This window comes from Chloroflexus sp. (assembly GCF_049970315.1).
Classification (GTDB): Bacteria; Chloroflexota; Chloroflexia; order Chloroflexales; family Chloroflexaceae; genus Chloroflexus.
Map to the genome: position 1 here is coordinate 1 of NZ_JBMFNE010000007.1, position 20,714 is coordinate 20,714.

Consider the following 20,714-nt stretch of genomic DNA (forward strand, 5'->3'; position numbering starts at 1 on the left):
GTGCGGGTGCGCACTGCCGTGCGGGTGCGCACTGCCGTGCGGGTGCGCACTGCCGTGCGGGTGCGCACTGCCGTGCGCACCTACTAGTGGCGGAAATGGCGGTGGCCGGTAAAGACCATCGCGGCTCCGGCGGCATCTGCGGCGGCGATAACCTCTTCATCACGGACCGAACCACCGGGCTGAATGATTGCTGTTGCTCCGGCGGCAATTGCTGTTTCGACTCCATCGGCAAAAGGGAACAGGGCATCACTTGCCACGATACTCCCACGTAGATCAAGCCCCGCTTGTTGGGCTTTCCAAACTGCGAGTCGTGAGCTATCAACACGGCTCATCTGACCGGCACCAATGCCGAGGGTACGGTCAGCCGCTGCATAAACGATTGCATTGGATTTCACATGTTTGACGACGCGCCACCCAAACCGGAGGGCGGCTACTTCGGTATCGGTAGGAGCGCGTTTGGTAACTACCCGCCATTCTTCGGCTGCTAGCGGCGTATGATCGGCTTCTTGGACGAGTACTCCGCCGGGTACACTGCGGATCTGCCATTCACCGGTGCGGGTGACCGGTTGCAGATTGCGCAGTAAGCGGCGATTTTTCTTCCGTTGCAGTAATTCGAGCGCATCAGGTTGGAATTCTGGAGCGATAATAATTTCGGAGAAGATTTCATTTACCGCTTCAGCAAAGGCAAGATCGACCGGACGGTTCACGGCGATGATACCGCCAAAGGGGGCATCACGGTCGGTGGCGAAGGCTGCTTCCCATGCACTGCGCGGATCGGGACCGATGGCCACACCGCAGGGATTCGTATGCTTGATAATCGCCACTGCTGCTCCCTCAGCGGGAGGAAACTCTTCGATAAGTTCTTGAGCCGCGGTCGTATCCAAAATATTGTTATAGCTTAGCTCTTTGCCGTGCAACTGTTGGAAGAACGCACCGAAATTGCCGTAAAGTGCAGCGGCTTGGTGGGGATTTTCGCCGTAGCGCAAGGATTGGTATTTGCGCCATGCCATCGGTAACACGTCAGGGAAGGGATCGGTGCGCAAATAGGCTGCGATCGCTGCATCGTATTCGGCGGTATGGGCAAAGGCCTTTGCTGCTAGCCGCTGCCGTTCGGCCAATGGTACCTCCCCGGCGCGTAATCCGGCCAGTACCCCTGCGTAGTCAGCCGGGTCAACCAGCACGAGTACAGCCGGGAAGTTCTTGGCGGCGGCACGTAGCAGGGCAACACCACCAATATCAATCTGCTCTTGGGCCTCGGCCATCGTTACGCCGGGACGACTGATCGTGGCGGCAAAGGGGTACAGGTTCACAACAACCAAATCGATGGGTTTGAGACCATGAGCAGCAAGTTCGGCCAGGTGGGTTGGTACATCGCGGCGAGCCAGGAGACCGGCATGGATTGCCGGATGCAGGGTTTTGACTCGGCCGTCAAGAATTTCAGGAAAATGGGTGATGTCGCTTACTGCTACTGCCGGGATGCCGGCCTCACGTAAGACACGCTGGGTTTGACCGGTTGAGATAATCTCAACGTCAAGTGCATGTAACTCCTGTGCGAACTCAACAATCCCAGACTTATCGTAAACGCTGATTAATGCCCGCACAGCACGCTCCTCATCAAACAATATCGTCGGTCAGAATCAAAAAAAACCTGCCCCTAGCGACGGGCAGGGTCGCACGCCGACATTGTACCACAGATCACACGAGTAACTCACGGGCACGCTCACGGAGTTGGGCCGCGGCTTGACCGGCGCGGTCGGCGCCGATCAGGCGACGGGCCTCTGCTTCAAATGCATCGGCGGCGGCGAGCATTTCGGCAGCCGATGCACGTGACGGATCGGTCACACCGGCGATCCGGTACGCCTCTTGGAGCAAGGCATTGGCACCGGTGCCGAGATAGCCGGCAGCGATCTGTTCAAACTCAGGGGCTAACGACTCACCGGCAGCGGCTTCGCGCCGTTCGATCAAGCCACTCTGCATTAACTTCGTAATAATCTCAAGAGTTCGCGTCTCACCAATACCACTGCGCTGGGCAATTTGCCCAACCGTGTGTTTTCCGTTGATCATCGTCAGCACGCGCCATTCCTCGGCGTCAAGGCTAATCTCAACACTACCCGAGGCAGGGTTTGGCACGAGACGAGGCACCATCGTCAGGGACGGGGCAGTCTCTTGTTGTTGCGACCACGTCTCTTGGCGATGAATACCCTCCATAATAATCGATTCGTTGCTAGCCGTAATGGTGACTTGGGGCGACGTTACTCCTTCGTGAAAACGGAAGGGACCGCTCGTCACAGTAAAGAAGGCATAGACGGCCTCGAGCGGTGTCAGGCCGGGCAATTTTGCATCGACGATTTTACCATCACGAAAGAAGATCCACCCGGTGAGCCGTTGAGTGCCACGCCGGCCATCAATCTCGACTCCACCGGTCTTCTTACTAAGTTGCAACAACTGAATAATATCGGTGAGTGAGAATTCACTCAAATCACCTGCCAGCGCCATAGTTGCGCCTCACTCACATACCGTTTGTCTGCCAACACTACAGTTTACTAATAACCACCCGACTAATAGCACGTAACGTCTCAAATACACCAACACCTTTCGTTGCAATTGCCTCAATGCGCGGCCAATTCATTTTTTTTACACCTAAGAAATGATCCATCATCTCTACCGGGGCCAGCACATCTGGGGGTAAATCACGTTTGTTGTATTGCAACACGACGGGAAAATCAGCAAAACGCTTATTTTGGCGCGTAATATTCTGGGCCAACTCACGCAGGCTATTGATATTTTCCTGCATTTTCGCTTTGTGTGAATCGGCAACAAACACCACGCCGTCAGCGCCATTCAGCACCGCCACGCGGGTTCGTTCATAGAGCACTTGCCCCGGTACAGTATAAAGGTGGAAGCGTGTCTGAAACCCACGCACTTTACCGAGATCGAGCGGTAGAAAGTCGAAGAAAAGGGTGCGTTCGGTTTCGGTAGCAATGGAAAGCAGATCGCCCTTAACCTCTTTCGGCACCTGGCTGTGGATGTACTGCAAGTTCGTCGTCTTACCGCACATACCGGGGCCATAATAGACGATCTTGCAATGTATTTCACGCGCAGCGACATTGATCAGAGCCATAGATTCTCTCGCGTAGCCGGTCGAACGAAGACGCCGACGCGGCCTATCGGCAGTGCAGGAATGCGGCTAATCGCGGAACAGGAGATCGATAGTATCTTCCATCGACGTGCGGAAGGCCGAACCGAGCACCTCATCGCGTGCTTTGTGTTGCTGGCGCACTCGTTCGAGCACGGCGGCCAACTCGTCGGTAGCCTTCTTGGTCAAGACCTTTACCAACCCGATATGGGTACCTTTGTTGAAGATAATACAGAGAATCCACTGTTCTTCGATCAGGGCGATAAAAATATTTTCGCGGACACCTTGCTGAAACGAGGCTCGAAAATCGCGTTCGCGCAACAGCTTCGCAACTTCGCGCGAGGATGCGAACACACCGGCAATCAATGCACCGAGAGCCGTAATGTCTTGGCGGTCACCATCGCCCTTGGAAGAGATAACCTGACCACTCTTATCGAGGAGAAGTGCATAGTCACTGCCGGTGTCTTCGACCAAGCGGGCGAGACATTCCTCGATCTGAGCAATCTCTTCTGAGGGTACGATGATACTTGTCAACTGTGGATCCATCGCAACCTACCTTCACGTCTGAGAGTGGCGGGAATCGATGCGTTACTTTTCAAAATTATAGCACACTCACTGTTAGATTGCGCTCAGCGCATCGATCATTTCGTCACGATGTTTTGCAGCGAGAAACCGCAAAAGACCCAAATCGTCACGCGAATTTGTTAAGAGTAAGAGCATCGCATCATCGCTGATCGGTTCGATCAACACCAGTCCTTCGTCGTATTCAAGAACTGCCTGTACGGTGCTACCTTTGGCTATTTCACGCCCGAGCGCATCGACCATTGCCAACCCATTGGAGGCAACGGCCCCAATCGCATCAATATCGACCCCGGCGCGTGAGACACTTTCGATCAATAACCCATCGGTCGCAACCACTGCCGCTGCTTCAACGCTCTCGACCATTCGGAATCGGTTGAGAAGCTCTTTCAGCTCACTGCTCATGCTGCCTCGCTCTCGCGTGGATGTCTTTCACCACGCATCGATACCTATTATACACTGTCGTGCAACCACATTGTTTCCAAAGGCGGGGTTAGGCGTCGCCCGTTTGGCCCGAGCGTTCGCGCTCTTTGGGTGGACGCCCGGTCCGAATACTGCGGAGCGAGTCGATGGTGGCGGCCAGTGCGCGATCGGCCCAGCCGTAGATGGTTGGGCGGCTTCTGCGCAATTCGTCGGCAATTTGGGTGACGTTTGCCCGGTAGCCCGGATCGAAGGTGGCGAGATTAATACGAGCTGCCGCAACGATTTGCTGAATCTCTTCGGGCGTGAGATTGTGTTCCCGGATCAGCTTCTTTGCGCGCTTGCCGCTCAGATCCAACTTCATGGCCGATCTCCTCGTCGTTGACGATGGTGTCTGCTGTGCACTTGGTTGGCGCGATCTCCCCTGTGCTAAGGGCAATTGCTTGGGTAGCGCTACTCTTCGTTTCTGTTCGGTGTGAAATATCTATTGGCCGTCTGTACAGATCGGTGACAATTTTATCATGCATCATATGTATTGTCGAGTCGTTGTGTAAATAGTAATTGGCCGGTAGTTGGGTGTTAATAGCGGCACGTGAGGTTGCTGCGGCATGAGTTTCGGATCACTGAGAGGGGTATAAAACACATAGGCGATAGTACTCGCGGTAATCCTTGACAGCACCGGTGAATAACTATGTGAATCGGTGTAAAAGGTTATCCTGAAGAGAAAGGGAGTAGTGTGTCGTTCTATGGTACAATGGCAACGATGACTGACCTCCGCTTACGTCAACGCGAATACCTGTTACAGATCGGTCGTGCCCTGACGGCTCAGCTCGATCTGGGTAGTGTACTGAATCTGGTCATTACTTACGCCGTCGAACTACTCGCCGGGACGCTTGGTTTTATTGCGTTGTTCGACGAGGACGATGGCGTGTTGCGTATTCGCGCCTCGGCTCAATTACCGCGTGAGAGCTGGCCGGCCTTCACACCACTGTTGCGAATTCCGATCACCGATCTCAGTCTCTATGGGCCGCAAGTGTTGCGTGAAATATCGTTGGATACCGGTATTCCACTGCGCCAAATGATCGCCCTTCCCCTCACCGTGCGTGAAGCGCCACTCGGTGTAATTTACGTTTTTCGTGCCGCGCTCAATGTGGCTTTTTCCGCCGATGATCGGCAGATGTTGCAAGATTTCGCCGACCAAGCGGCGATTGCCGTTGGGAATGCACGGTTGTTTCAAAGTGTTTTGCGTGAGAAGCAGCATCTGAATGCGCTCATCGAACAGTCGGCGGATGGGGTGATGATTATCGATGGCCGCTGGCGCATTACCACGTTCAACCATACGATGGAGCAACTGACCGGTTGGTCACGGGACGAGGCGATTGGGCGACCCTGTGCTGAAGTGTTGGGGATCCGCGATGCGCAGGGGGTGAATATCTGTTTGAATGATTGTCCGTTGCAGCGCCATCCCGAACTCGCTAATCCGGTGGTTGAGGGACGCATTACCACGCGCGATGGACGTGAGTTGTTTATCCAAAATCGCTATGCGCCGCAGCGGAATGCACTTGGTATGTTGTTGAGCGCTATTGCCAATGTGCGCGATATTACGGCGCAGAAGGCTGAAGAGGAGCGCCAGAATACCTTTATTTCGGTGATTTCGCACGAATTGCGCACGCCGGTGAGTATTATCAAAGGCTTTGCCGAGACGATGCTTCGTCCTGATGGGCAGTTTACCATCGAGCAGTACCGTGAGGCGTTGCAGGTGATCGGTGAAGAGGCCGACCGGTTAGCCCGTCAGATTCAAGATTTACTCGATGTCTCGCGGATCGCTGCCGGTGGTTTGCGCCTCGAACGGAGTGATGTGTCGCTCCAATTGCTGGTGAAGGAGGTTGTGCGGCGGTTTGCGGCTCAGGTTGATGACCGGATTGAGTTCGAGATCCGTGTTCCTGATGATATGCCCCCGGTCTATGCCGATTACGAGCGGTTACGGCAAGTGTTTACGAATCTGATCGAAAATGCAGTGAAGTATAGCCCCAACGGTGGGACGATCCGGATTGGTGCGCGTGCTGAAGGTGAAATGGCGATAGTTTACGTCGCCGATCAAGGCATCGGTATTCCTCCCGAAGAGCAGGATCTGATCTTTGAGCGTTTCTACCGGGTTGATAACCGGTTACGCCGCGATCAGCCCGGTAGTGGGCTAGGGCTTTATATTACCCGCGCGATTGTCGAGGCCCATGGCGGTCGGATTTGGGTAGAAAGCCAGGTTGGGCGGGGGGCTCGTTTCTTGTTTACGCTCCCGTTGAGCCGGCGTCGGTTACCGGGAGAATAGCACGGAGATAGAGTACATCATGCCTGTTGTTATACCTGCACTCCTCGCTATCTTCGTTCTTGCCTTACTCTTTCGCCAAGCTGCATTGACGTTGTTCACAGTGATGCTCTTGGTAAGCATGGGCGCTGCCCGTTTGTGGCAACGTTGGTCGTTGCAGCGGGTAGCGTACCGCCGTGAGTTGAGCCAGACGCGCGCCTTCCCCGATGATGACGTAACGCTGACAATCACCCTGACCAATCGGAAGCTACTCCCATTAGCCCAGATTCAGATCTTTGACACGATCCCCTCGGGTGTACAGGTGCTCGATGGGCCGGTGATGTTTAGTGGCAGCCGACAGAGCAATCTTCTGCGGCGCAGTACAGGGTTGCGGTGGTACGAGCGGGTGGTTTGGCGCTATCGGTTACGGTGCAAGCGACGGGGTACGTTCCGTTTCGGACCGGCGCAGGCGCAAAGTGGTGATCCGTTTGGGATCTATCGTAGTGAGATGACGTTTGCCGCCGATGCAACACTGCTCGTTTATCCACGGCTGCGCAGTTTGGCCGAACTCGGTTTACCGGCGCGCGATCCGCTCGGCTTGGTTCGCGCATCGGCACTGCTCCGTGATCCGTTACGGGTTGTTGGCGTGCGCGAGTATGCTCCATCCGACCCGTTGAAGGATGTCCATTGGGCGGCAACTGCGCGTACCGGGACGCTACAAACGCGAGTGTACGAACCGACGACGGCGCACGTTGTGGCGTTGGTGTTGGATCTCGATACCTTCGAGTTTTACTTTCAGGGGATCGATCCAGATTTGGTCGAGCATATGATCGGTGTGACGGCAACGTTGGCGCATAGCAGTATCACTGACGGTCATGCGGTTGGTTTGTATGCCAACGGAGCACCCGTCGAAGCAGAACATCTGGTGCGGTTACCGCCTGGACGTAGCCCCAACCAGCTTGCTCAGATCATGGAGACATTGGCTCGACTGACGGCCTATTCCGTTGTGCCCGGCACACGGCTGCTACGCCTGATAACTCCCGAGCTGCATCCCGGCGCTACTATTGTGTTGATCGGTGCCGTTGCATCTGATTCGATTCGGGCCGCGTTGTTACGCTTGCATGAATTGGGGTTCCGTGTGGTCTGGGTCTTCTGTGGTGCGACGGCTGCACCTGCTGTCCCCGGTGTCAATACCTACTGGTTACCGATGCGCCAACAGCAGCACGTAGAGCATGATCCATCTCCCCATACCTCCGGGGGGTAATCTAGATTACAGACAGCTCTTGAGGCAACGTGGTATACTTTCGGCTGTGAGCGACGCGACATTGTTGCGCCGACGGCTATGTATCGCTTAAGGAGACAGGTGATATGCATCACAAAGTTGTTATTATCGGATCGGGTCCGGCCGGTCTGACAGCAGCACTCTATGCGGCACGGGCGAATCTCGAGCCACTCGTCATTCGCGGTCTGCAACCGGGCGGTCTCATTGCTACCACGAGTGAAGTTGAGAACTACCCCGGCTTCCCCGAGGGCATCGGTGGCTTCGAGCTGGCCGAGGCAATGGAGAAGCAGGCAGCTCGTTTTGGTACGCAGTATCTCGATTCTATGGCAACGAAGGTTGTCGTCGATCAGCGACCCTTTATTATTCATACCGACGGCGGGCAGATTGTGACTGCCGATGCGATTATTATCAGCACCGGCGCTTCGCCGCGTAAGCTGGGGGTTCCCGGTGAAGCTGAGCTGGCGAACCGTGGGGTAAGCTATTGTGCAACATGCGACGGTTTCTTCTTCCGCGGTAAGAAGGTCGTCGTGGTTGGCGGTGGTAATAGTGCGCTCGATGAAGGTCTCTTCCTGACCCGCTATGTCGATGAGTTGGTGATTGTCCATCGCCGTGACACACTACGTGCTGATCCGGTGTTGCAAGAGCGGGCATTTAACAATCCTAAGGTTCGCTTTATCTGGAACTCAACGGTAGTGGCGATCAACGGTAAAGACAAGGTTGAGTCGGTAACGCTGCGTAATTTGAAGACCGGTGAGCTGAGCGAGCTACCGACTGATGGTGTCTTTCCATATATCGGCCACGTTCCCAACACCGAGCTTTTCCGTGGTATTCTTGATCTCGATGAAGGTGGTTATATCGTTACCGATGGTCGTACCCGTACTAACATCCCCGGTATCTTTGCCGCCGGTGATGTGGCCGATCACATTTATCGGCAAGCGGTGACTGCTGCCGGTGATGGTTGCCGTGCAGCAATGGAGGCGACGTGGTATCTTGCTGAACAGGAGCACGCACGCGCGAAGGCGACGGCTACCGCATAAGGGTAAGACAGGCGTTCAGGATCACCGTCGTAGTCGGTCGATTTGACGATGAATCGGCCGGTTGACCTCAGTGAGGTAAATGTCCTAAGGTGATAACGTATGTGTAGGACCGTTGTCCCTTGGGTCTTGTGACGGCCACCGGCGCAAGATGGCCGTTCACTTACGCCGTCACTTGATACACCACCTGTCCGTCGAACGACTGAGCCGGTCGGGTGGTTGTCGATGGTATTGTTGGTGTTAGACGGCTTCTGAGTTGGTGCGCGCCTGGGTGATTGTGAGATCGGTGTTTGCACTAGGCAGCGTGAGGGTTGGGTTAAGCCTACCCTCGATAATTTCTGGATGACGGGATGAAACTTTCGTGTAAGTGAAAATCCCATCACATGATTGCGTCTCTTTCTTGAAACTAGCGTACCAGTATGCTACAGTTATACATAACAGCATATACAAGGAGGTGCGCTATGGCAACGACGCCCACCACCGATCTAGATCTCGTTGGTCATGCTCGTGAGAGCTACGAGCATCTTGAGCAGGCCTACATCATCGAATACCTGCGCAGCCAGGGCCTCACGCTCGAGCAAGTCCGTTTGATGCCGAAAGAACAGGCCAAGGAAATTATGCGGGCCGCATCACTCTATGCCTCGACGCAGATGAGTGTAGTTGAGGCACGTGCCCAATTGGTGGAAGAACTGCACGGTGGCCACGTGCATTGTAAGGGGTGATAACCGTTCTGAGGTGCGGGGAGAAAGTACGTTCTCGTAGAACGTACCTTCTCAGTGTGTCCTGATTCGGCGGCGAAGCTACGCGGTATCACCGCCACGTCGCTGCACCGAGGCATGCACGCGGGGCGATTGAGAGGTGCGCGAACAAACCGTAATCGTCGCTTCCGTTGCGCACGGGCGATGAGCGACGTGGGCGTTGTGATATGAGACAACTAGCGCGAAGCCACGGTGAACCATGCTGGGACGCACCCAATTCTCGCGGATCGCTCCTCCTACGGAGTCGCCGGTGTTTGGCCGGCAACGAACGAGGCGCGCACTGCGCCGGGGCGAATCTGGACGTGACCGGCGTGTGGTATCGTTCATGAGCGAAACCACACTGCCCCATGGTGGGTCCGAGCAGCAATGGCGACCTTCCGGGAGGAGAGGGTGCTCCCGGAGGGGGGAATGTGCCGCTTTGCCGTGGCGATTGCGTGTATTTAGAATAGCAGGGAAGCAGTTGAGCGATTAGCTTCCTTTCTCCGTTTATTCAGCCCAATACTGCACGCAAGACAGCATCGGTATCGCGCAAATCAGGGAACAGGGCATCGGGCTGATGAGCCGCCAAATCGGTGAGCGAAAACGGACCGGTGGCGACAGCGACCGTGCGCGCACCGAAGGCTTTACCGCAGGCGATATCTCGGGGGGTATCGCCGATGATTACGACATCAGTACGGTTAAAGGTATGCCGGTAGCGCGCTGTTGCTCGGGCGACGGCAATTGGTGGTAAGGCGAGGCGGTCAAAATGGTCGTCGCCATAGGCACCGGCCTCGATGTCGAGCCACGGTAACAGACCGGTGCATTCGAGCTTGATCTTGGCTGCTGCGGCGACATTGCCGGTTAGCGGTACCTGGTACGCGATGTCCGACAACCCTTGTAAAGCTTCTACCACACCGGCAAAGACGGTCGAGCGCGCGATCAAAGCCTCACGCTGCGTAGTTAATTCAGCGACATAGAGCGCAATAAATTCGCGTAATTGACTATTGATGGCTTCTTCATCAATTGAGGGTAAGCTCTCACGTACAATTTGCCAGTCGGTTTTACCGGCGTATGATGTGCGCTCGATCTGAACCTCTGGCCCAACCAACCGGCGGAGCGCCGTTCGCATTGCATTTGCGGCAATCCCGTCGGTCGAGAGCAGAGTCCCATCCACATCCCACAAGACTAGACGCTTCATCGCAACTCCCGTTGGGGTGGTGTACCTAGCGTTGAGATACGCCACCTAACAACTCAGTAATGGTAAGCAACAACTCATCAAGATCGGTCGGTTTCGTCAAGAAGCGGTTGAAGCCGGCAGCGAAGGCTTTCTGCCGGTCACTTTCGCCCAATCCACTCAGAGCAATAGCCGGGCAATGGCGCAGTTCAGGCCGAGCACGTAACTGTTTGAGCAGCTCAAAGCCATTGCAATCGGGCAGACGCAGATCGATGAGGAAGAGGGTTGGGAGTGAGATGGGTACGGTCAGAGCCGCAGCTCCGGTAGCGGCGACGGTCACATCGAACCCATGTCCGCGGAGGAAGATCGTAAAGAGCTGTTGCATGAGCAGATTATCCTCAACCAGCACGATCTGCATAAGCGCTCCTGCGCAGCCTGAGCCTCAACGCATTACCATCGGCGAGAGGATCGGCTGCCTATCACGGATACACCCCACGGGTCGTATTTGCATCGGCAACCCGTTGCACGGCAAGCAGATAGGCGGCAAGGCGTAACGGGATGTGGCGCTGTTCGGCCATCGCATTCACTTGCTGGAACGCGCCGACGATAATCCGTTCCAGCTTCTCGTTAATATCTTGCTCATCCCAGAAAAATTCTTGTAAGCCCTGCACCCACTCAAAGTACGAAACAATCACCCCACCGGCGTTGGCGAGAATATCAGGGACAATCGGAATGCCACGCTCGCCGAGGATGGCATCAGCTTCGGGTGTCGTCGGACCGTTAGCCCCTTCAACGATCAGTTTAGCCTGGATGCGGTCGGCATTAGCGCCGGTGAGTTGGTTTTCGAGTGCTGCCGGAATGAGCACATCACAGGCGAGTTCGAGCAACTCGTCGCCGCCGATTGGTTCAACACCGGGCGCACGATACCCTTCGAGCAAGCGGTACGGATGTCGGTCGGCGTACTGGCGCATTGCCGGAATATCGAGACCGTGAGCGCAGTAGTAACCACCGGAGGCATCGGACACACCGATCACCTTACAGCCGAGTTGATGGAGCAAGTGCGCAGCCGTGCCGCCGACGTTCCCAAAGCCTTGCACGACAATCCGCAGATCGGACAACGGCCACCCCAGCTTACGTGCCATCTCGCGTACCATCAGCATCACACCGCGCCCGGTCGCTTCAACCCGTCCGAGCGAACCACCGACATTCACCGGCTTGCCGGTGATCACTGCCGGCACGGTATAGCCACGGTGCATCGAGATGGTATCCATGATCCAGGCCATCGTTTGCGCATTCGTACCGACATCGGGCGCGGGAATATCTTTTTCGGGGCCGAGCAAGATGCTGATCTCAGTCGCAAAGCGACGGGTTAAACGTTCCAATTCGCCGAGCGAGAGCTGTTTGGGGTCGACAATCACACCACCTTTCGCACCACCATAGGGAATATTGACTAGCGCGCATTTCCATGTCATCCACATTGCCAGTGCGCGTACTTCATCAATATCGACGCTCGGATGGTAGCGGATCCCTCCCTTGACCGGCCCACGGCTCAGGTTGTGCTGGACACGATAGCCGGTGAAGACACGAGTCGAACTATCGTCCATCTGAACGGGGAAGTTTACCGTCAGCTCACGCTGCGGTACGCGCAGAATAGCCCGAATATCATCGGGTAGGTGCAACATTTCGGCTGCCTGATCGAACTGTTGTTGAGCGACGTGAAACGGATTAATCTGGTGAGACGTCATTGTCTTTTCCTCTTCATTGATGGTTTGCATGAATCCTATTCCTATGATTCGATCAGGTAAGCTCTTTGCGCATATAGATCCAGCCATCCTGACCGAAGAACAGCCGTCCGAGGAGTGAACGGCGAACATACAGAGCGTGAAACCCAATCCGTTCGTACAACATCTGCGCGCCGTGATTCGTCTCACGTACATACAAACCAAGATACGTGAGGGCGCGAGCGCGCGCATCATGCTCGGCCTGGCGCAATAATGCACGGGCTACTCCGCGTCGGCGCCACTCCGGTGCGACGGCGACATCGGCGATGAAGCCTTCGCCTGGTTCGATTTGGTGATCGAGCAGTGATAGGGCAAAGAGCGAACGAAGTGCTCCCCACAGTCCCAACGTTTCAAAAAAAGCCGACTCGGCGAATCCGCCGCTCGGCCCCATCATATCACGAGTACGCAAACTCGTGGTACCGATCAACTGACCGGCATATTCGGCCACCAGCATCCCTTGCAACGCCGACGGACCTTGGCGTCGCCAGCCGGTAGCCAGTGCCTGTGCGCCCCGCTCGCGGTCACGTGGACCAAATGCAGCACCGAACGTATCGGCAAAGGCATCGCGGTGAAGGGCCACGATGGCATCAATATCACTAAGACGCGCCGGACGAATGAGCACATCATCGGCTGACGCGCCTATAGGCGAAGTGACAACGGCATACATACACTACGCTGGTCTAGTGAGCGTTGAGTTCGGCCAGTCGTAATTCGAGGCGGTTGGCAATATCGCGATACATGTTGCCACGTCGTTCGGCAGCAGCGAGCTTTCGCTGTAAAAAGATAATGTATCCCAACGCTGTGAGCAGTGCAAACAAAGGTATCCAGCGCATGGAGTATCCTCCTTATAGCCTGATCGCACCGTATTCTAGCGTAGGCGAGGCAGACTTTCAAGCCGGTTATTCGGCATGTCGTCGGTAACGTTGGCGCCAGGCATGATAAATGGCAATACTACCGGCGACAGCCGCATTGAGCGAACCGATTTGTCCAACAATCGGTAAGCGCACCAAAAAATCGCACCGTTCGCGTACTAAGCGAGACATACCGGTGCCTTCGGCACCAATGACGAGCCCAAGTGGGAGATCAAGATCAACCGCGTCTATATCTTGTGCTGCTTCATCTTGCTCAAGACCAACAACCCAAATCCCGTTGCGTTGCAACTCCTCGATGGTCTGCGATAGGTTAGTCACTATAGCAATGCGGAGATGTTCAACCGCACCACTGCTGGCATTCACCACTGCTGGCGTAATTTCGGCGGCCCGCCGACCCGGAATGACGATTCCGTGACAGCCAACCGCTTCAGCGGTGCGCAGAAGGGTACCAAGATTCTGCGGGTCTTGCAGATGATCAAGCAACAATAAGAGGGCTGCTTCGCGGCGGGCGTTAGCAAGGCTGAGACATTCATCGAGTTCAACGTAGGGGTAGGGACCGGTTTCGAGCATGACGCCCTGATGATTTGCTTCGCGCAACTGGCGGTCGAGTATCTGCCGTTCGATTCGTTCGATGGGAACACCGGCCTGTTCGGCGAGCCGGATAATGTCGGCGATGACACCACTTTCCTGGACACTACGTGAAACAACTAAACGGCGCAACATGCGACGTCGAGCGCGGAGAGCCTCGCGTACCGCGTTGCGCCCATAGAGCAACTCGGAGGTCATGGATTACTCACTCATCATTCAGTCAGACACCACGTGTACCCTTGATACTCTGGCAATTACCCATCAGTTGTGGGCGTGTACTTTTTTACAACCCGAGTGCATCTTTAATATGACCGAACAACCCCTTATCGCCGTGGTCGTGATCGTGGGATGAGAAGGTTTGGGCCAATTCTTGGAACAAACGGCGTTGTTGATCGGTCAGCTTAGTTGGTACCTCAACACGGATCACCACAATCTGGTCGCCACGACCTTGTTGACGCAGGTAGGGTACTCCTTTCCCGTGGAGACGGAACGTTTGACCGTGCTGGGTACCGGGAGGCAGTCGCAGTCGCTCCGTCCCTTCGAGGGTCGGTACACTCACCTCACCGCCGAGGGCCGCTTGGGCGACATTGATAGTCAGGTTGAGAATAATGTCATTCCCTTCGCGCTCAAAGATCGGGTGCGGCTGAATATCGAGCGCCACATAGAGATTACCAGGTGGTCCCCCGCGTGGTCCGGCTTCACCCTCACCACTAATCCGAATCTGCTGCGAACCATCGACTCCTGCGGGTACCCGCACGGTAATCCGACGGGTCTGGCGCACACGGCCTTCGCCACGACATTCGCGGCAGGGAATAGGGATGACGTACCCGGTCCCACCACACACATCGCAAGTCGTGACAGTCACCATATTAAAGATAGGGGCACGCTGGCGAATCTCACCGGTACCGCCACAACGTGGACAGCGCGTCGGCTCGGTGCCCGGTTCGGCACCAGAACCACGACAGGCCGGGCAGGTTTCGAGGCGGCGGAATTCTATCTCCTTTTCCGTTCCGAAGACCGCTTCTTCAAACGTCAGGTGCAATGTATAGCGCAGATCGGCACCGCGCATTGGGCCACGTGTACTCCGGCCTACACCGGCAGCACCGAAGAACGCATCAAAGATCGAGCTAAAGGGATCGACGCCGCTGAATGGATCGGCACCCACTCCACCAAAACCGGGCGGATTGTGACCAAAGCGGTCGTACATCGCCCGCTTTTGTTCATCAGAGAGGACTTCGTAGGCTTCGTTAATCTCTTTAAACTTCGCCTCAGCATCGGGCGATTTATTCACATCGGGGTGATACTGGCGGGCCAGCCGGCGAAACGCTTTCTTGATTTCGTCGGGCGTCGCGCTGCGACTCACCCCGAGAACTTCGTAGTAATCACGTTTGGCACCCGTCGTCATACGGTTTCCTCGTTACGTGCGCTGCCGGCCACCGCCAGCCCTTAGTTTTCTACCTGTTCACCTGTCACCGTGCCGGCAGCGTTGTTTGTTTCCGTTGTGGTGATATGCTGTAATGCTACTGCCAGCTCGGCGATCCGATTACGAATCGCCTGTTCATCATCATCGGCCAAGACGCTACGGAGCGCGATCATCTTCTCTTCGACGGTACTCCGCACGGTCGGATCGAGATTCTCACCAGCTTCACGCAGTGCCTTTTCGGCTGCATACAGGGTGCTATCAGCCTGATTCCGAGCTGCCACCAGTTCACGCCGTCGGCGATCTTCTTCGGCGTGCAGTTCAGCATCGCGCACCATCTGTTCGATCTCTTCCGGTGATAAACCCGACGAGGCCGTAATCGTGATGCGCTGCTCTTTGCCGGTAGCCTTATCACGGGCGCTCACGTTCACAATTCCATTGGCATCGATGTCGAACGTCACTTCGATTTGTGGGACACCGCGCGGTGCGGGTGGAATCCCTGACAGTTCAAAGCGGCCAAGGCTCTTGTTATACTGTGCTTCTGCTCGTTCTCCCTGCAAGACGTGAATCTCGACGCTGCTCTGGTTATCGCTGGCGGTCGAGAAGATTTGGCTCTTGCGGGTCGGAATAGTCGTATTCCGCTCGATAATCGGCGTCATCACGCCACCGAGGGTCTCGATGCCAAGGGTCAGTGGCGTCACATCGAGCAGTAAGACATCCTTCACTTCACCGCCAAGGACGCCGGCTTGAATGGCTGCACCAATTGCCACCACCTCATCAGGATTGACGCTGCGGTTCGGTTCTTTACCGAAGAAATTACGCACCGCAGCTTGAATCGCCGGCATACGGGTCTGACCACCGACCAAAATAATTTCATCGATTTGATGGGGTTGCAACCCGGCGTCGCGGAGTGCTTGCCGCACCGGTCCCATGCTTCGTTCGATCAGGTCGGCACAGAGTTGTTCAAGGCGGGCACGGGTGAGGGTCACACTCAGATGTTTTGGCCCACTCGAGTCGGCGGTGATGAACGGCAAGCTAATCTCGGTCTGCATCAACGTACTGAGTTCCATTTTTGCCTTTTCCGCTGCCTCTTTCAGGCGTTGGAGAGCAACCCGGTCAGTGCGCAGATCGATCCCGTTTTCCCGCTGAAACTCATCGGCCAGCCAATCGATAATCCGCTGGTCAAAATCATCACCACCGAGATGGGTATCACCGCTGGTGGCCTTTACTTCGACCACACCCTCACTCAGCTCGAGGATACTGACGTCGAAGGTACCACCACCCATATCGTAGACGACGACCAGTTCATCTTTGCCTTTCTTATCGAGACCGTAAGCCAGCGCACTGGCGGTTGGTTCATTCACGATCCGCAGCACTTCAAGACCGGCGATCTTGCCGGCATCTTTCGTCGCTTGGCGTTGGCTATCGTTGAAATAGGCTGGTACGGTAATCACCGCCTGCGTTACTGGCTCGCCGAGATATGCCTCAGCATCGGCTTTGAGCTTTTGCAGCACCATCGCCGAAATCTCCGGTGGGGCGTACTCGCGGCCGGCCATCAGCACGCGCACATCACCGTTGGGTGCAGCGGTCAGTTGATACGGCACCAGTTCCTTGTCGCGTTGGACCGACGGCTCATTGAACTTACGGCCAATGAACCGTTTGACCGAGAAGATAGTATTTTCCGGGTTGGTAATGGCCTGTCGGCGTGCAACTTGACCAACGACTCGTTCGCCTGATTTGGTAATTGCAACGACCGAAGGGGTCAACCGCGATCCTTCGGCATTGGGAATAACGACGACATCACCGCCTTCAACGACTGCCACAACCGAGTTGGTTGTGCCAAGATCGATTCCGATAACTTTCGGCATGAGAATAAGACCTTCTGTATCCTATCGGATTCCAAGATAGTATCACACACAGTTCTCGGCAGTAGGCCGTCGAGTCGCTCGTTTGCTCACTCGCGATATAAAGCGATGTATGATTTTACCCACGGCCAACCTTGACCATACTCGGTCGAATGACACGGTCGTGCAGGAGATAACCGCGCTGTAATTCAGCGATGACCTTACCCTCCTGCCCTTCCGCATCTTCATAGATCACTGCCTCGTGCAGATTGGGGTCAAAATCTTGCCCCAGCGCCTCGATCGGCTTCACACCCTCACTTTCAAGCATAGTACGCAACTTATGTGCGATAAGTTGCGTTCCCTGCCACCACGGTGTTTCGGCAATCTCAGGCGGCACGTTAGCGATGGCCCGCTCGAAATCATCGAGTACCGGAAGCAGTTTGAGAATAATCGCCGCACCGGCATTGCGGATCAATTCGGCCCGCTCGGTTTCAGTACGACGTTTGAAATTGCGATAATCGGCTACAGCGCGCATCCACTGATCTTTATACTCAGCGGCTTGCGCTTCGGCTCGGGCCAAGCGCTGTTGCAGATCGGCGATCACCGCTGCCGGATCGGTCGGTGTGTCGGTCGTAGTTGGCGCAGCATCGGTGGCAATCGCTTGATCGCCAGCAGTTGCCGACTCGGCAGGAGCTGCTGTGGTCTGCTCCACATTCATTTCAGGTTTTACGTCTTCTTGGTTTACCATAGGTTCCTCATCAAACCAATACTATGTATCAGGCACGTTGTTCATCCTCGTATGCAGGTGTTACCTCCGAGGGACGTGCTTGAACATTGTAGAGTTCGGCCAATAAATTATTCATCAACGACGCGATGTAGCGCACCGTCGAGATTGAGCGTGGATAGGCCATACGGGTCGGGCCGATCACGCCGAGCACTCCGGCGATGACACCTTCGACACCATAGCGAGCCAGGATCACGCTATAATCTCGCATTGTATCTTCACCGTGCTCACCACCGATGATCACCTGGACGCCGCCGGAAGCCAGCGCTTGCGGGATGAGCGGACCAAGACCGCGTCCGCTCTTCAGGATCTCAAGGGTGCGACGCATCCGTTCGATCACTCGTTCGGCGTCATCACGCCCGCTCGCAGGCGAAAATTCCGGCTGGCTAAGCATTTCGAGCAAGCCATCAGAATAGATCTGTTCTTGCTCCTGCTCCTCGAACGCGATCATCGCCCGCACGATGAGATCGACCAAGCCGCGTTCAAAATCGCTGAGCGGGATACCGTTGAACGTCGCGGCTGTAGCCAACTCCTCGACGCGGGTGAGGGTGGCATCGGCAAGCAGATCACTCACCAAACCGGCTGCTCGACGGAGGTCTTCTGGTGTGCGCCATGGTTCCACCGCGAGCGTTTGCTGTTTGACGATACCGCCGTGGAACACGATCACGGCCAGGGCCATTGTCTCGTGAATCGAGATCAACTCAAGGCTTTTGAAGCGCAGTTGTTCAGCACGTGGCGCGGTGGCAACCGACGCATTGTGGGCCGTGCGGGCAAGCACCGCACAAGCCAACTGTACCCATTGATCGAGTTCGCCGCGCACCTGATAGAACTGATGACGGATCATGCGCTGCTCGGTAGGCGACAGCGATGTGCGCTCCATCAGGTTTTCGACAAAGAAGCGATACCCGGCATCGGTTGGGATGCGACCGCCCGATGTGTGGGGATGGGTAAGAAAGCCTAGCTCCTCAAGGGCAGCCATGTCGTTCCGTACCGTTGCCGGTGAAACGGGGAGGCGGTATTTGCGCACCAACGTTTCGGAAGCAACCGGTGTGGCTGTGTCGACAAACTCCTGAATAACCAGCTTGAGTATTGTCTGCCGGCGTTCGGTCAGCGGTCCGCTCATCGCTGTATCCTGCCTCACTGGTTGATGATTAGCACTCGTGAGGCGAGAGTGCTAAGGCTTGTAATGTAAAAGGTTGGCGTGCATCTGATGCACGCCGATACAGAGTATACCACAAGTTAATGCAGTTGTCACGAGGGGACAACGATGTGTGTGAACGTGTGAAAGGTGTCACTTTTGTATAACGTGAGACTTGCGTTATATAATGAAGTGCTCAATCGCATAAACAGATGGAGTGGTAGGGTTATGGTAATGGAACGTTTTGCCGCCTATATTGTCGAACACCAGGCGCGGTTTCGTGCCGAGCTGGCGGAGCTTGTACGTTTACCTTCGGTATCGGCGCAGAATCGGGAGATTACCGAAACGGCGACATTTGTCGAGCAACGCTTGCGCCGTCTTGGTGCTGAAACCCGCTTGCTCAGCGCTGATGGTGGTAATCCGCTGGTCTACGCGACAATTGGCAATGGGCCACGCACATTATTGATCTACGACCATTACGATGTGCAGCCGGCCGAGCCTCTCGAACTATGGTACACACCGCCGTTTGAGTTGACCGAGCGTGACGGGAAGCTTTACGGGCGTGGGGTAGCCGACAACAAAGGGAATTTGATGCTGCGTATTCAAGCAGTTGAGGCGTGGCTGGCGACCGAAGGGGCGTTACCGATCCGGATTGTTTTTGTGGTGGAGGGTGAAGAAGAGGTTAGCTCGAAGACGTTGCCGGCGGTGTGTCGCACGTATGCCGATCTGTTCCGGGCCGATGGTTGCTTATGGGAGACGGGCGGGGTCGATCTGAGCGAACGCCCGGTTGTTACCTGCGGGGCGAAGGGAATTCAGTACGTGGAGTTGGTGGCACGAGGGGCAAGCTACGATTTGCATTCCTCGTATGCGACTTTTGTCCCTAATCCGGCATGGCGTTTGACGTGGGCCTTGAATACCCTCAAAGGGCCTGATGGCCGGATCCGCATCCCCGGTTTCTACGACCGGGTACAACCGCCGTCGGCTACCGATATGGCGGCACTCGCAACTATTCCGGCCGGTGATGATGAGACGTTGTTAGCCGATTTCGGCCTTACAGCGTTCCTGGATAATGTGCGTGGGATCGAACGTCTGCGTCGGCATCTCTTTGAACCGACCTGCACGATCTGTGGTTTGGTCAGTGGGTATACCGGTGAAGGTAGCAAGACAGTTTTGCCGAGCGAAGCACGGGCCAAGCTTGATTTTCGTCTCGTACCCGATATGGACCCAGCCGAGGTATTGCACCAGTTACGCCGTCATCTCGATGCGGAAGGCTTCAGTGACATCGAAATTATTGATTTGGGTGGTGAACATCCGGCGCGTAGTCCACTCGATGCGGCGATTGTCCAGGCGGCGGTAGCGTCGGCACGTGACGTGTATGGTTGCGAACCGATCCTCTACCCAACGATGGCCGGTACCGGTCCGATGTACCCACTCTGTACAGCGTTGGGGACGCCGGTGGCGAGCGGAGCCGGTTGTGGTTATCACGGTTCGCGGGTGCATTCGCCAAACGAGCATATCCGGTTGGCCGACTATGAGCGCGCAATGCGCTGGATGGGAAGTTTGATCAAGCATTTTGCGAGCTGATGTCTTCGAGTGGTGAAGGACACCCCCGCTCGTCGTAGG

21 protein-coding genes are annotated in these 20,714 nt (G+C 55.7%); 5 read left to right on the forward strand and 16 right to left on the reverse strand.

Translation table 11 applies throughout. From position 1 onward, the window contains the following. Nucleotides 1–83: 83 nt before the first annotated feature. From purH to ACP5OT_RS06760, 6 genes are all read right to left on the reverse strand, one after another. Nucleotides 84–1,601: a bifunctional phosphoribosylaminoimidazolecarboxamide formyltransferase/IMP cyclohydrolase gene (gene purH / locus ACP5OT_RS06735; protein WP_424676648.1), complete on the reverse strand. Its 1,518-nt coding sequence runs from the start codon at nucleotides 1,599–1,601 to the stop codon at nucleotides 84–86. 94 nt (nucleotides 1,602–1,695) lie between these two features. Beyond that, complete coding sequence (locus ACP5OT_RS06740) at nucleotides 1,696–2,496, reverse strand: DUF4388 domain-containing protein (RefSeq protein ID WP_424676649.1); 801 nt, start codon at nucleotides 2,494–2,496, stop codon at nucleotides 1,696–1,698. Nucleotides 2,497–2,533: 37 nt separating this feature from the next. Beyond that, on the reverse strand, nucleotides 2,534–3,121 hold the full coding sequence (locus ACP5OT_RS06745) for a GTP-binding protein (RefSeq protein WP_424676650.1): 588 nt from the start codon (nucleotides 3,119–3,121) through the stop codon (nucleotides 2,534–2,536). A gap of 66 nt (nucleotides 3,122–3,187) precedes the next feature. Further along, the gene (locus tag ACP5OT_RS06750; protein ID WP_015941405.1) at nucleotides 3,188–3,682 is read right to left on the reverse strand and encodes a roadblock/LC7 domain-containing protein; all 495 of its coding nucleotides are present in this window, start codon (nucleotides 3,680–3,682) and stop codon (nucleotides 3,188–3,190) included. A gap of 72 nt (nucleotides 3,683–3,754) precedes the next feature. Beyond that, nucleotides 3,755–4,120 (reverse strand): roadblock/LC7 domain-containing protein, encoded by a 366-nt coding sequence (locus ACP5OT_RS06755; protein WP_015941406.1) that lies wholly within the window; start codon nucleotides 4,118–4,120, stop codon nucleotides 3,755–3,757. An 88-nt stretch (nucleotides 4,121–4,208) separates the two neighbouring features. Further along, the gene (locus tag ACP5OT_RS06760) at nucleotides 4,209–4,499 is read right to left on the reverse strand and encodes a helix-turn-helix domain-containing protein (protein WP_015941407.1); all 291 of its coding nucleotides are present in this window, start codon (nucleotides 4,497–4,499) and stop codon (nucleotides 4,209–4,211) included. A gap of 390 nt (nucleotides 4,500–4,889) precedes the next feature. Between ACP5OT_RS06760 and ACP5OT_RS06765 the strand changes: the two genes are divergently transcribed. The 4 genes from ACP5OT_RS06765 to ACP5OT_RS06780 all read left to right on the forward strand — a co-directional run bounded on the left by ACP5OT_RS06765 (nucleotide 4,890) and on the right by ACP5OT_RS06780 (nucleotide 9,475). Then, nucleotides 4,890–6,461 carry an ATP-binding protein gene (locus ACP5OT_RS06765; RefSeq protein ID WP_424676668.1) on the forward strand — a complete coding sequence of 524 codons (1,572 nt, stop codon included), beginning with the start codon at nucleotides 4,890–4,892 and terminating at the stop codon, nucleotides 6,459–6,461. A 19-nt stretch (nucleotides 6,462–6,480) separates the two neighbouring features. Further along, nucleotides 6,481–7,701, forward strand: a complete 1,221-nt coding sequence (locus tag ACP5OT_RS06770; RefSeq protein WP_424676651.1) for a DUF58 domain-containing protein — start codon at nucleotides 6,481–6,483, stop codon at nucleotides 7,699–7,701. Between the two features lie 104 nt (nucleotides 7,702–7,805). Beyond that, nucleotides 7,806–8,756, forward strand: coding sequence for a thioredoxin-disulfide reductase (gene trxB / locus ACP5OT_RS06775; RefSeq protein ID WP_424676652.1), 951 nt, complete (start codon nucleotides 7,806–7,808; stop codon nucleotides 8,754–8,756). 458 nt (nucleotides 8,757–9,214) lie between these two features. Next, entirely contained in the window at nucleotides 9,215–9,475 is a 261-nt protein-coding gene (locus ACP5OT_RS06780) for a hypothetical protein (protein WP_428131709.1), read from the forward strand. Nucleotides 9,476–10,001: 526 nt separating this feature from the next. On the opposite strand, the gene ACP5OT_RS06785 is transcribed toward ACP5OT_RS06780, so the two are convergent. The 10 genes from ACP5OT_RS06785 to hrcA all read right to left on the reverse strand — a co-directional run bounded on the left by ACP5OT_RS06785 (nucleotide 10,002) and on the right by hrcA (nucleotide 19,076). Further along, complete coding sequence (locus tag ACP5OT_RS06785; RefSeq protein WP_424676654.1) at nucleotides 10,002–10,688, reverse strand: HAD family hydrolase; 687 nt, start codon at nucleotides 10,686–10,688, stop codon at nucleotides 10,002–10,004. A gap of 25 nt (nucleotides 10,689–10,713) precedes the next feature. Next, nucleotides 10,714–11,082 (reverse strand): response regulator, encoded by a 369-nt coding sequence (locus ACP5OT_RS06790; RefSeq protein WP_424676655.1) that lies wholly within the window; start codon nucleotides 11,080–11,082, stop codon nucleotides 10,714–10,716. A gap of 61 nt (nucleotides 11,083–11,143) precedes the next feature. Beyond that, a complete protein-coding gene (locus ACP5OT_RS06795) occupies nucleotides 11,144–12,409 on the reverse strand; it encodes a Glu/Leu/Phe/Val family dehydrogenase (protein WP_424676669.1) in 1,266 nt (421 codons plus the stop codon). 52 nt (nucleotides 12,410–12,461) lie between these two features. After that, nucleotides 12,462–13,112 carry a GNAT family N-acetyltransferase gene (locus tag ACP5OT_RS06800; protein ID WP_424676656.1) on the reverse strand — a complete coding sequence of 217 codons (651 nt, stop codon included), beginning with the start codon at nucleotides 13,110–13,112 and terminating at the stop codon, nucleotides 12,462–12,464. A gap of 13 nt (nucleotides 13,113–13,125) precedes the next feature. Continuing rightward, nucleotides 13,126–13,278, reverse strand: coding sequence for a hypothetical protein (locus ACP5OT_RS06805; RefSeq protein ID WP_424676657.1), 153 nt, complete (start codon nucleotides 13,276–13,278; stop codon nucleotides 13,126–13,128). Nucleotides 13,279–13,344: 66 nt separating this feature from the next. Next, the gene (gene rlmB / locus ACP5OT_RS06810) at nucleotides 13,345–14,103 is read right to left on the reverse strand and encodes a 23S rRNA (guanosine(2251)-2'-O)-methyltransferase RlmB (RefSeq protein ID WP_424676658.1); all 759 of its coding nucleotides are present in this window, start codon (nucleotides 14,101–14,103) and stop codon (nucleotides 13,345–13,347) included. Between the two features lie 85 nt (nucleotides 14,104–14,188). Next, a complete protein-coding gene (gene dnaJ / locus ACP5OT_RS06815) occupies nucleotides 14,189–15,310 on the reverse strand; it encodes a molecular chaperone DnaJ (protein WP_428131711.1) in 1,122 nt (373 codons plus the stop codon). 41 nt (nucleotides 15,311–15,351) lie between these two features. After that, entirely contained in the window at nucleotides 15,352–17,193 is a 1,842-nt protein-coding gene (gene dnaK / locus ACP5OT_RS06820) for a molecular chaperone DnaK (RefSeq protein WP_424676660.1), read from the reverse strand. 115 nt (nucleotides 17,194–17,308) lie between these two features. Continuing rightward, nucleotides 17,309–17,917, reverse strand: a complete 609-nt coding sequence (gene grpE, locus ACP5OT_RS06825) for a nucleotide exchange factor GrpE (RefSeq protein WP_428131713.1) — start codon at nucleotides 17,915–17,917, stop codon at nucleotides 17,309–17,311. A 28-nt stretch (nucleotides 17,918–17,945) separates the two neighbouring features. Next, nucleotides 17,946–19,076 (reverse strand): heat-inducible transcriptional repressor HrcA, encoded by a 1,131-nt coding sequence (gene hrcA / locus ACP5OT_RS06830; protein ID WP_424676662.1) that lies wholly within the window; start codon nucleotides 19,074–19,076, stop codon nucleotides 17,946–17,948. 249 nt (nucleotides 19,077–19,325) lie between these two features. Here hrcA and ACP5OT_RS06835 point away from each other — a divergent pair, with 249 nt between their 5' ends. Further along, nucleotides 19,326–20,675, forward strand: a complete 1,350-nt coding sequence (locus ACP5OT_RS06835) for a M20 family metallopeptidase (RefSeq protein WP_428131771.1) — start codon at nucleotides 19,326–19,328, stop codon at nucleotides 20,673–20,675. The last annotated feature ends 39 nt before the right edge of the window (nucleotides 20,676–20,714 follow it).

Coding starts and splice junctions, on each gene's coding strand:
- ACP5OT_RS06740 (WP_424676649.1), bottom strand. CDS start 2,496: ATGGCGCTGGCAGGTGATTTGAGTGAATTCTCACTCACCGATATTATT.
- ACP5OT_RS06745 (WP_424676650.1), bottom strand. CDS start 3,121: ATGGCTCTGATCAATGTCGCTGCGCGTGAAATACATTGCAAGATCGTC.
- ACP5OT_RS06750 (WP_015941405.1), bottom strand. CDS start 3,682: ATGGATCCACAGTTGACAAGTATCATCGTACCCTCAGAAGAGATTGCT.
- ACP5OT_RS06755 (WP_015941406.1), bottom strand. CDS start 4,120: ATGAGCAGTGAGCTGAAAGAGCTTCTCAACCGATTCCGAATGGTCGAG.
- ACP5OT_RS06760 (WP_015941407.1), bottom strand. CDS start 4,499: ATGAAGTTGGATCTGAGCGGCAAGCGCGCAAAGAAGCTGATCCGGGAA.
- ACP5OT_RS06765 (WP_424676668.1), top strand. CDS start 4,890: ATGGCAACGATGACTGACCTCCGCTTACGTCAACGCGAATACCTGTTA.
- ACP5OT_RS06770 (WP_424676651.1), top strand. CDS start 6,481: ATGCCTGTTGTTATACCTGCACTCCTCGCTATCTTCGTTCTTGCCTTA.
- trxB (WP_424676652.1), top strand. CDS start 7,806: ATGCATCACAAAGTTGTTATTATCGGATCGGGTCCGGCCGGTCTGACA.
- ACP5OT_RS06780 (WP_428131709.1), top strand. CDS start 9,215: ATGGCAACGACGCCCACCACCGATCTAGATCTCGTTGGTCATGCTCGT.
- ACP5OT_RS06785 (WP_424676654.1), bottom strand. CDS start 10,688: ATGAAGCGTCTAGTCTTGTGGGATGTGGATGGGACTCTGCTCTCGACC.
- ACP5OT_RS06790 (WP_424676655.1), bottom strand. CDS start 11,082: ATGCAGATCGTGCTGGTTGAGGATAATCTGCTCATGCAACAGCTCTTT.
- ACP5OT_RS06795 (WP_424676669.1), bottom strand. CDS start 12,409: ATGACGTCTCACCAGATTAATCCGTTTCACGTCGCTCAACAACAGTTC.
- ACP5OT_RS06800 (WP_424676656.1), bottom strand. CDS start 13,112: ATGTATGCCGTTGTCACTTCGCCTATAGGCGCGTCAGCCGATGATGTG.
- ACP5OT_RS06805 (WP_424676657.1), bottom strand. CDS start 13,278: ATGCGCTGGATACCTTTGTTTGCACTGCTCACAGCGTTGGGATACATT.
- rlmB (WP_424676658.1), bottom strand. CDS start 14,103: ATGACCTCCGAGTTGCTCTATGGGCGCAACGCGGTACGCGAGGCTCTC.
- dnaJ (WP_428131711.1), bottom strand. CDS start 15,310: ATGACGACGGGTGCCAAACGTGATTACTACGAAGTTCTCGGGGTGAGT.
- dnaK (WP_424676660.1), bottom strand. CDS start 17,193: ATGCCGAAAGTTATCGGAATCGATCTTGGCACAACCAACTCGGTTGTG.
- grpE (WP_428131713.1), bottom strand. CDS start 17,917: ATGGTAAACCAAGAAGACGTAAAACCTGAAATGAATGTGGAGCAGACC.
- hrcA (WP_424676662.1), bottom strand. CDS start 19,076: ATGAGCGGACCGCTGACCGAACGCCGGCAGACAATACTCAAGCTGGTT.
- ACP5OT_RS06835 (WP_428131771.1), top strand. CDS start 19,326: ATGGAACGTTTTGCCGCCTATATTGTCGAACACCAGGCGCGGTTTCGT.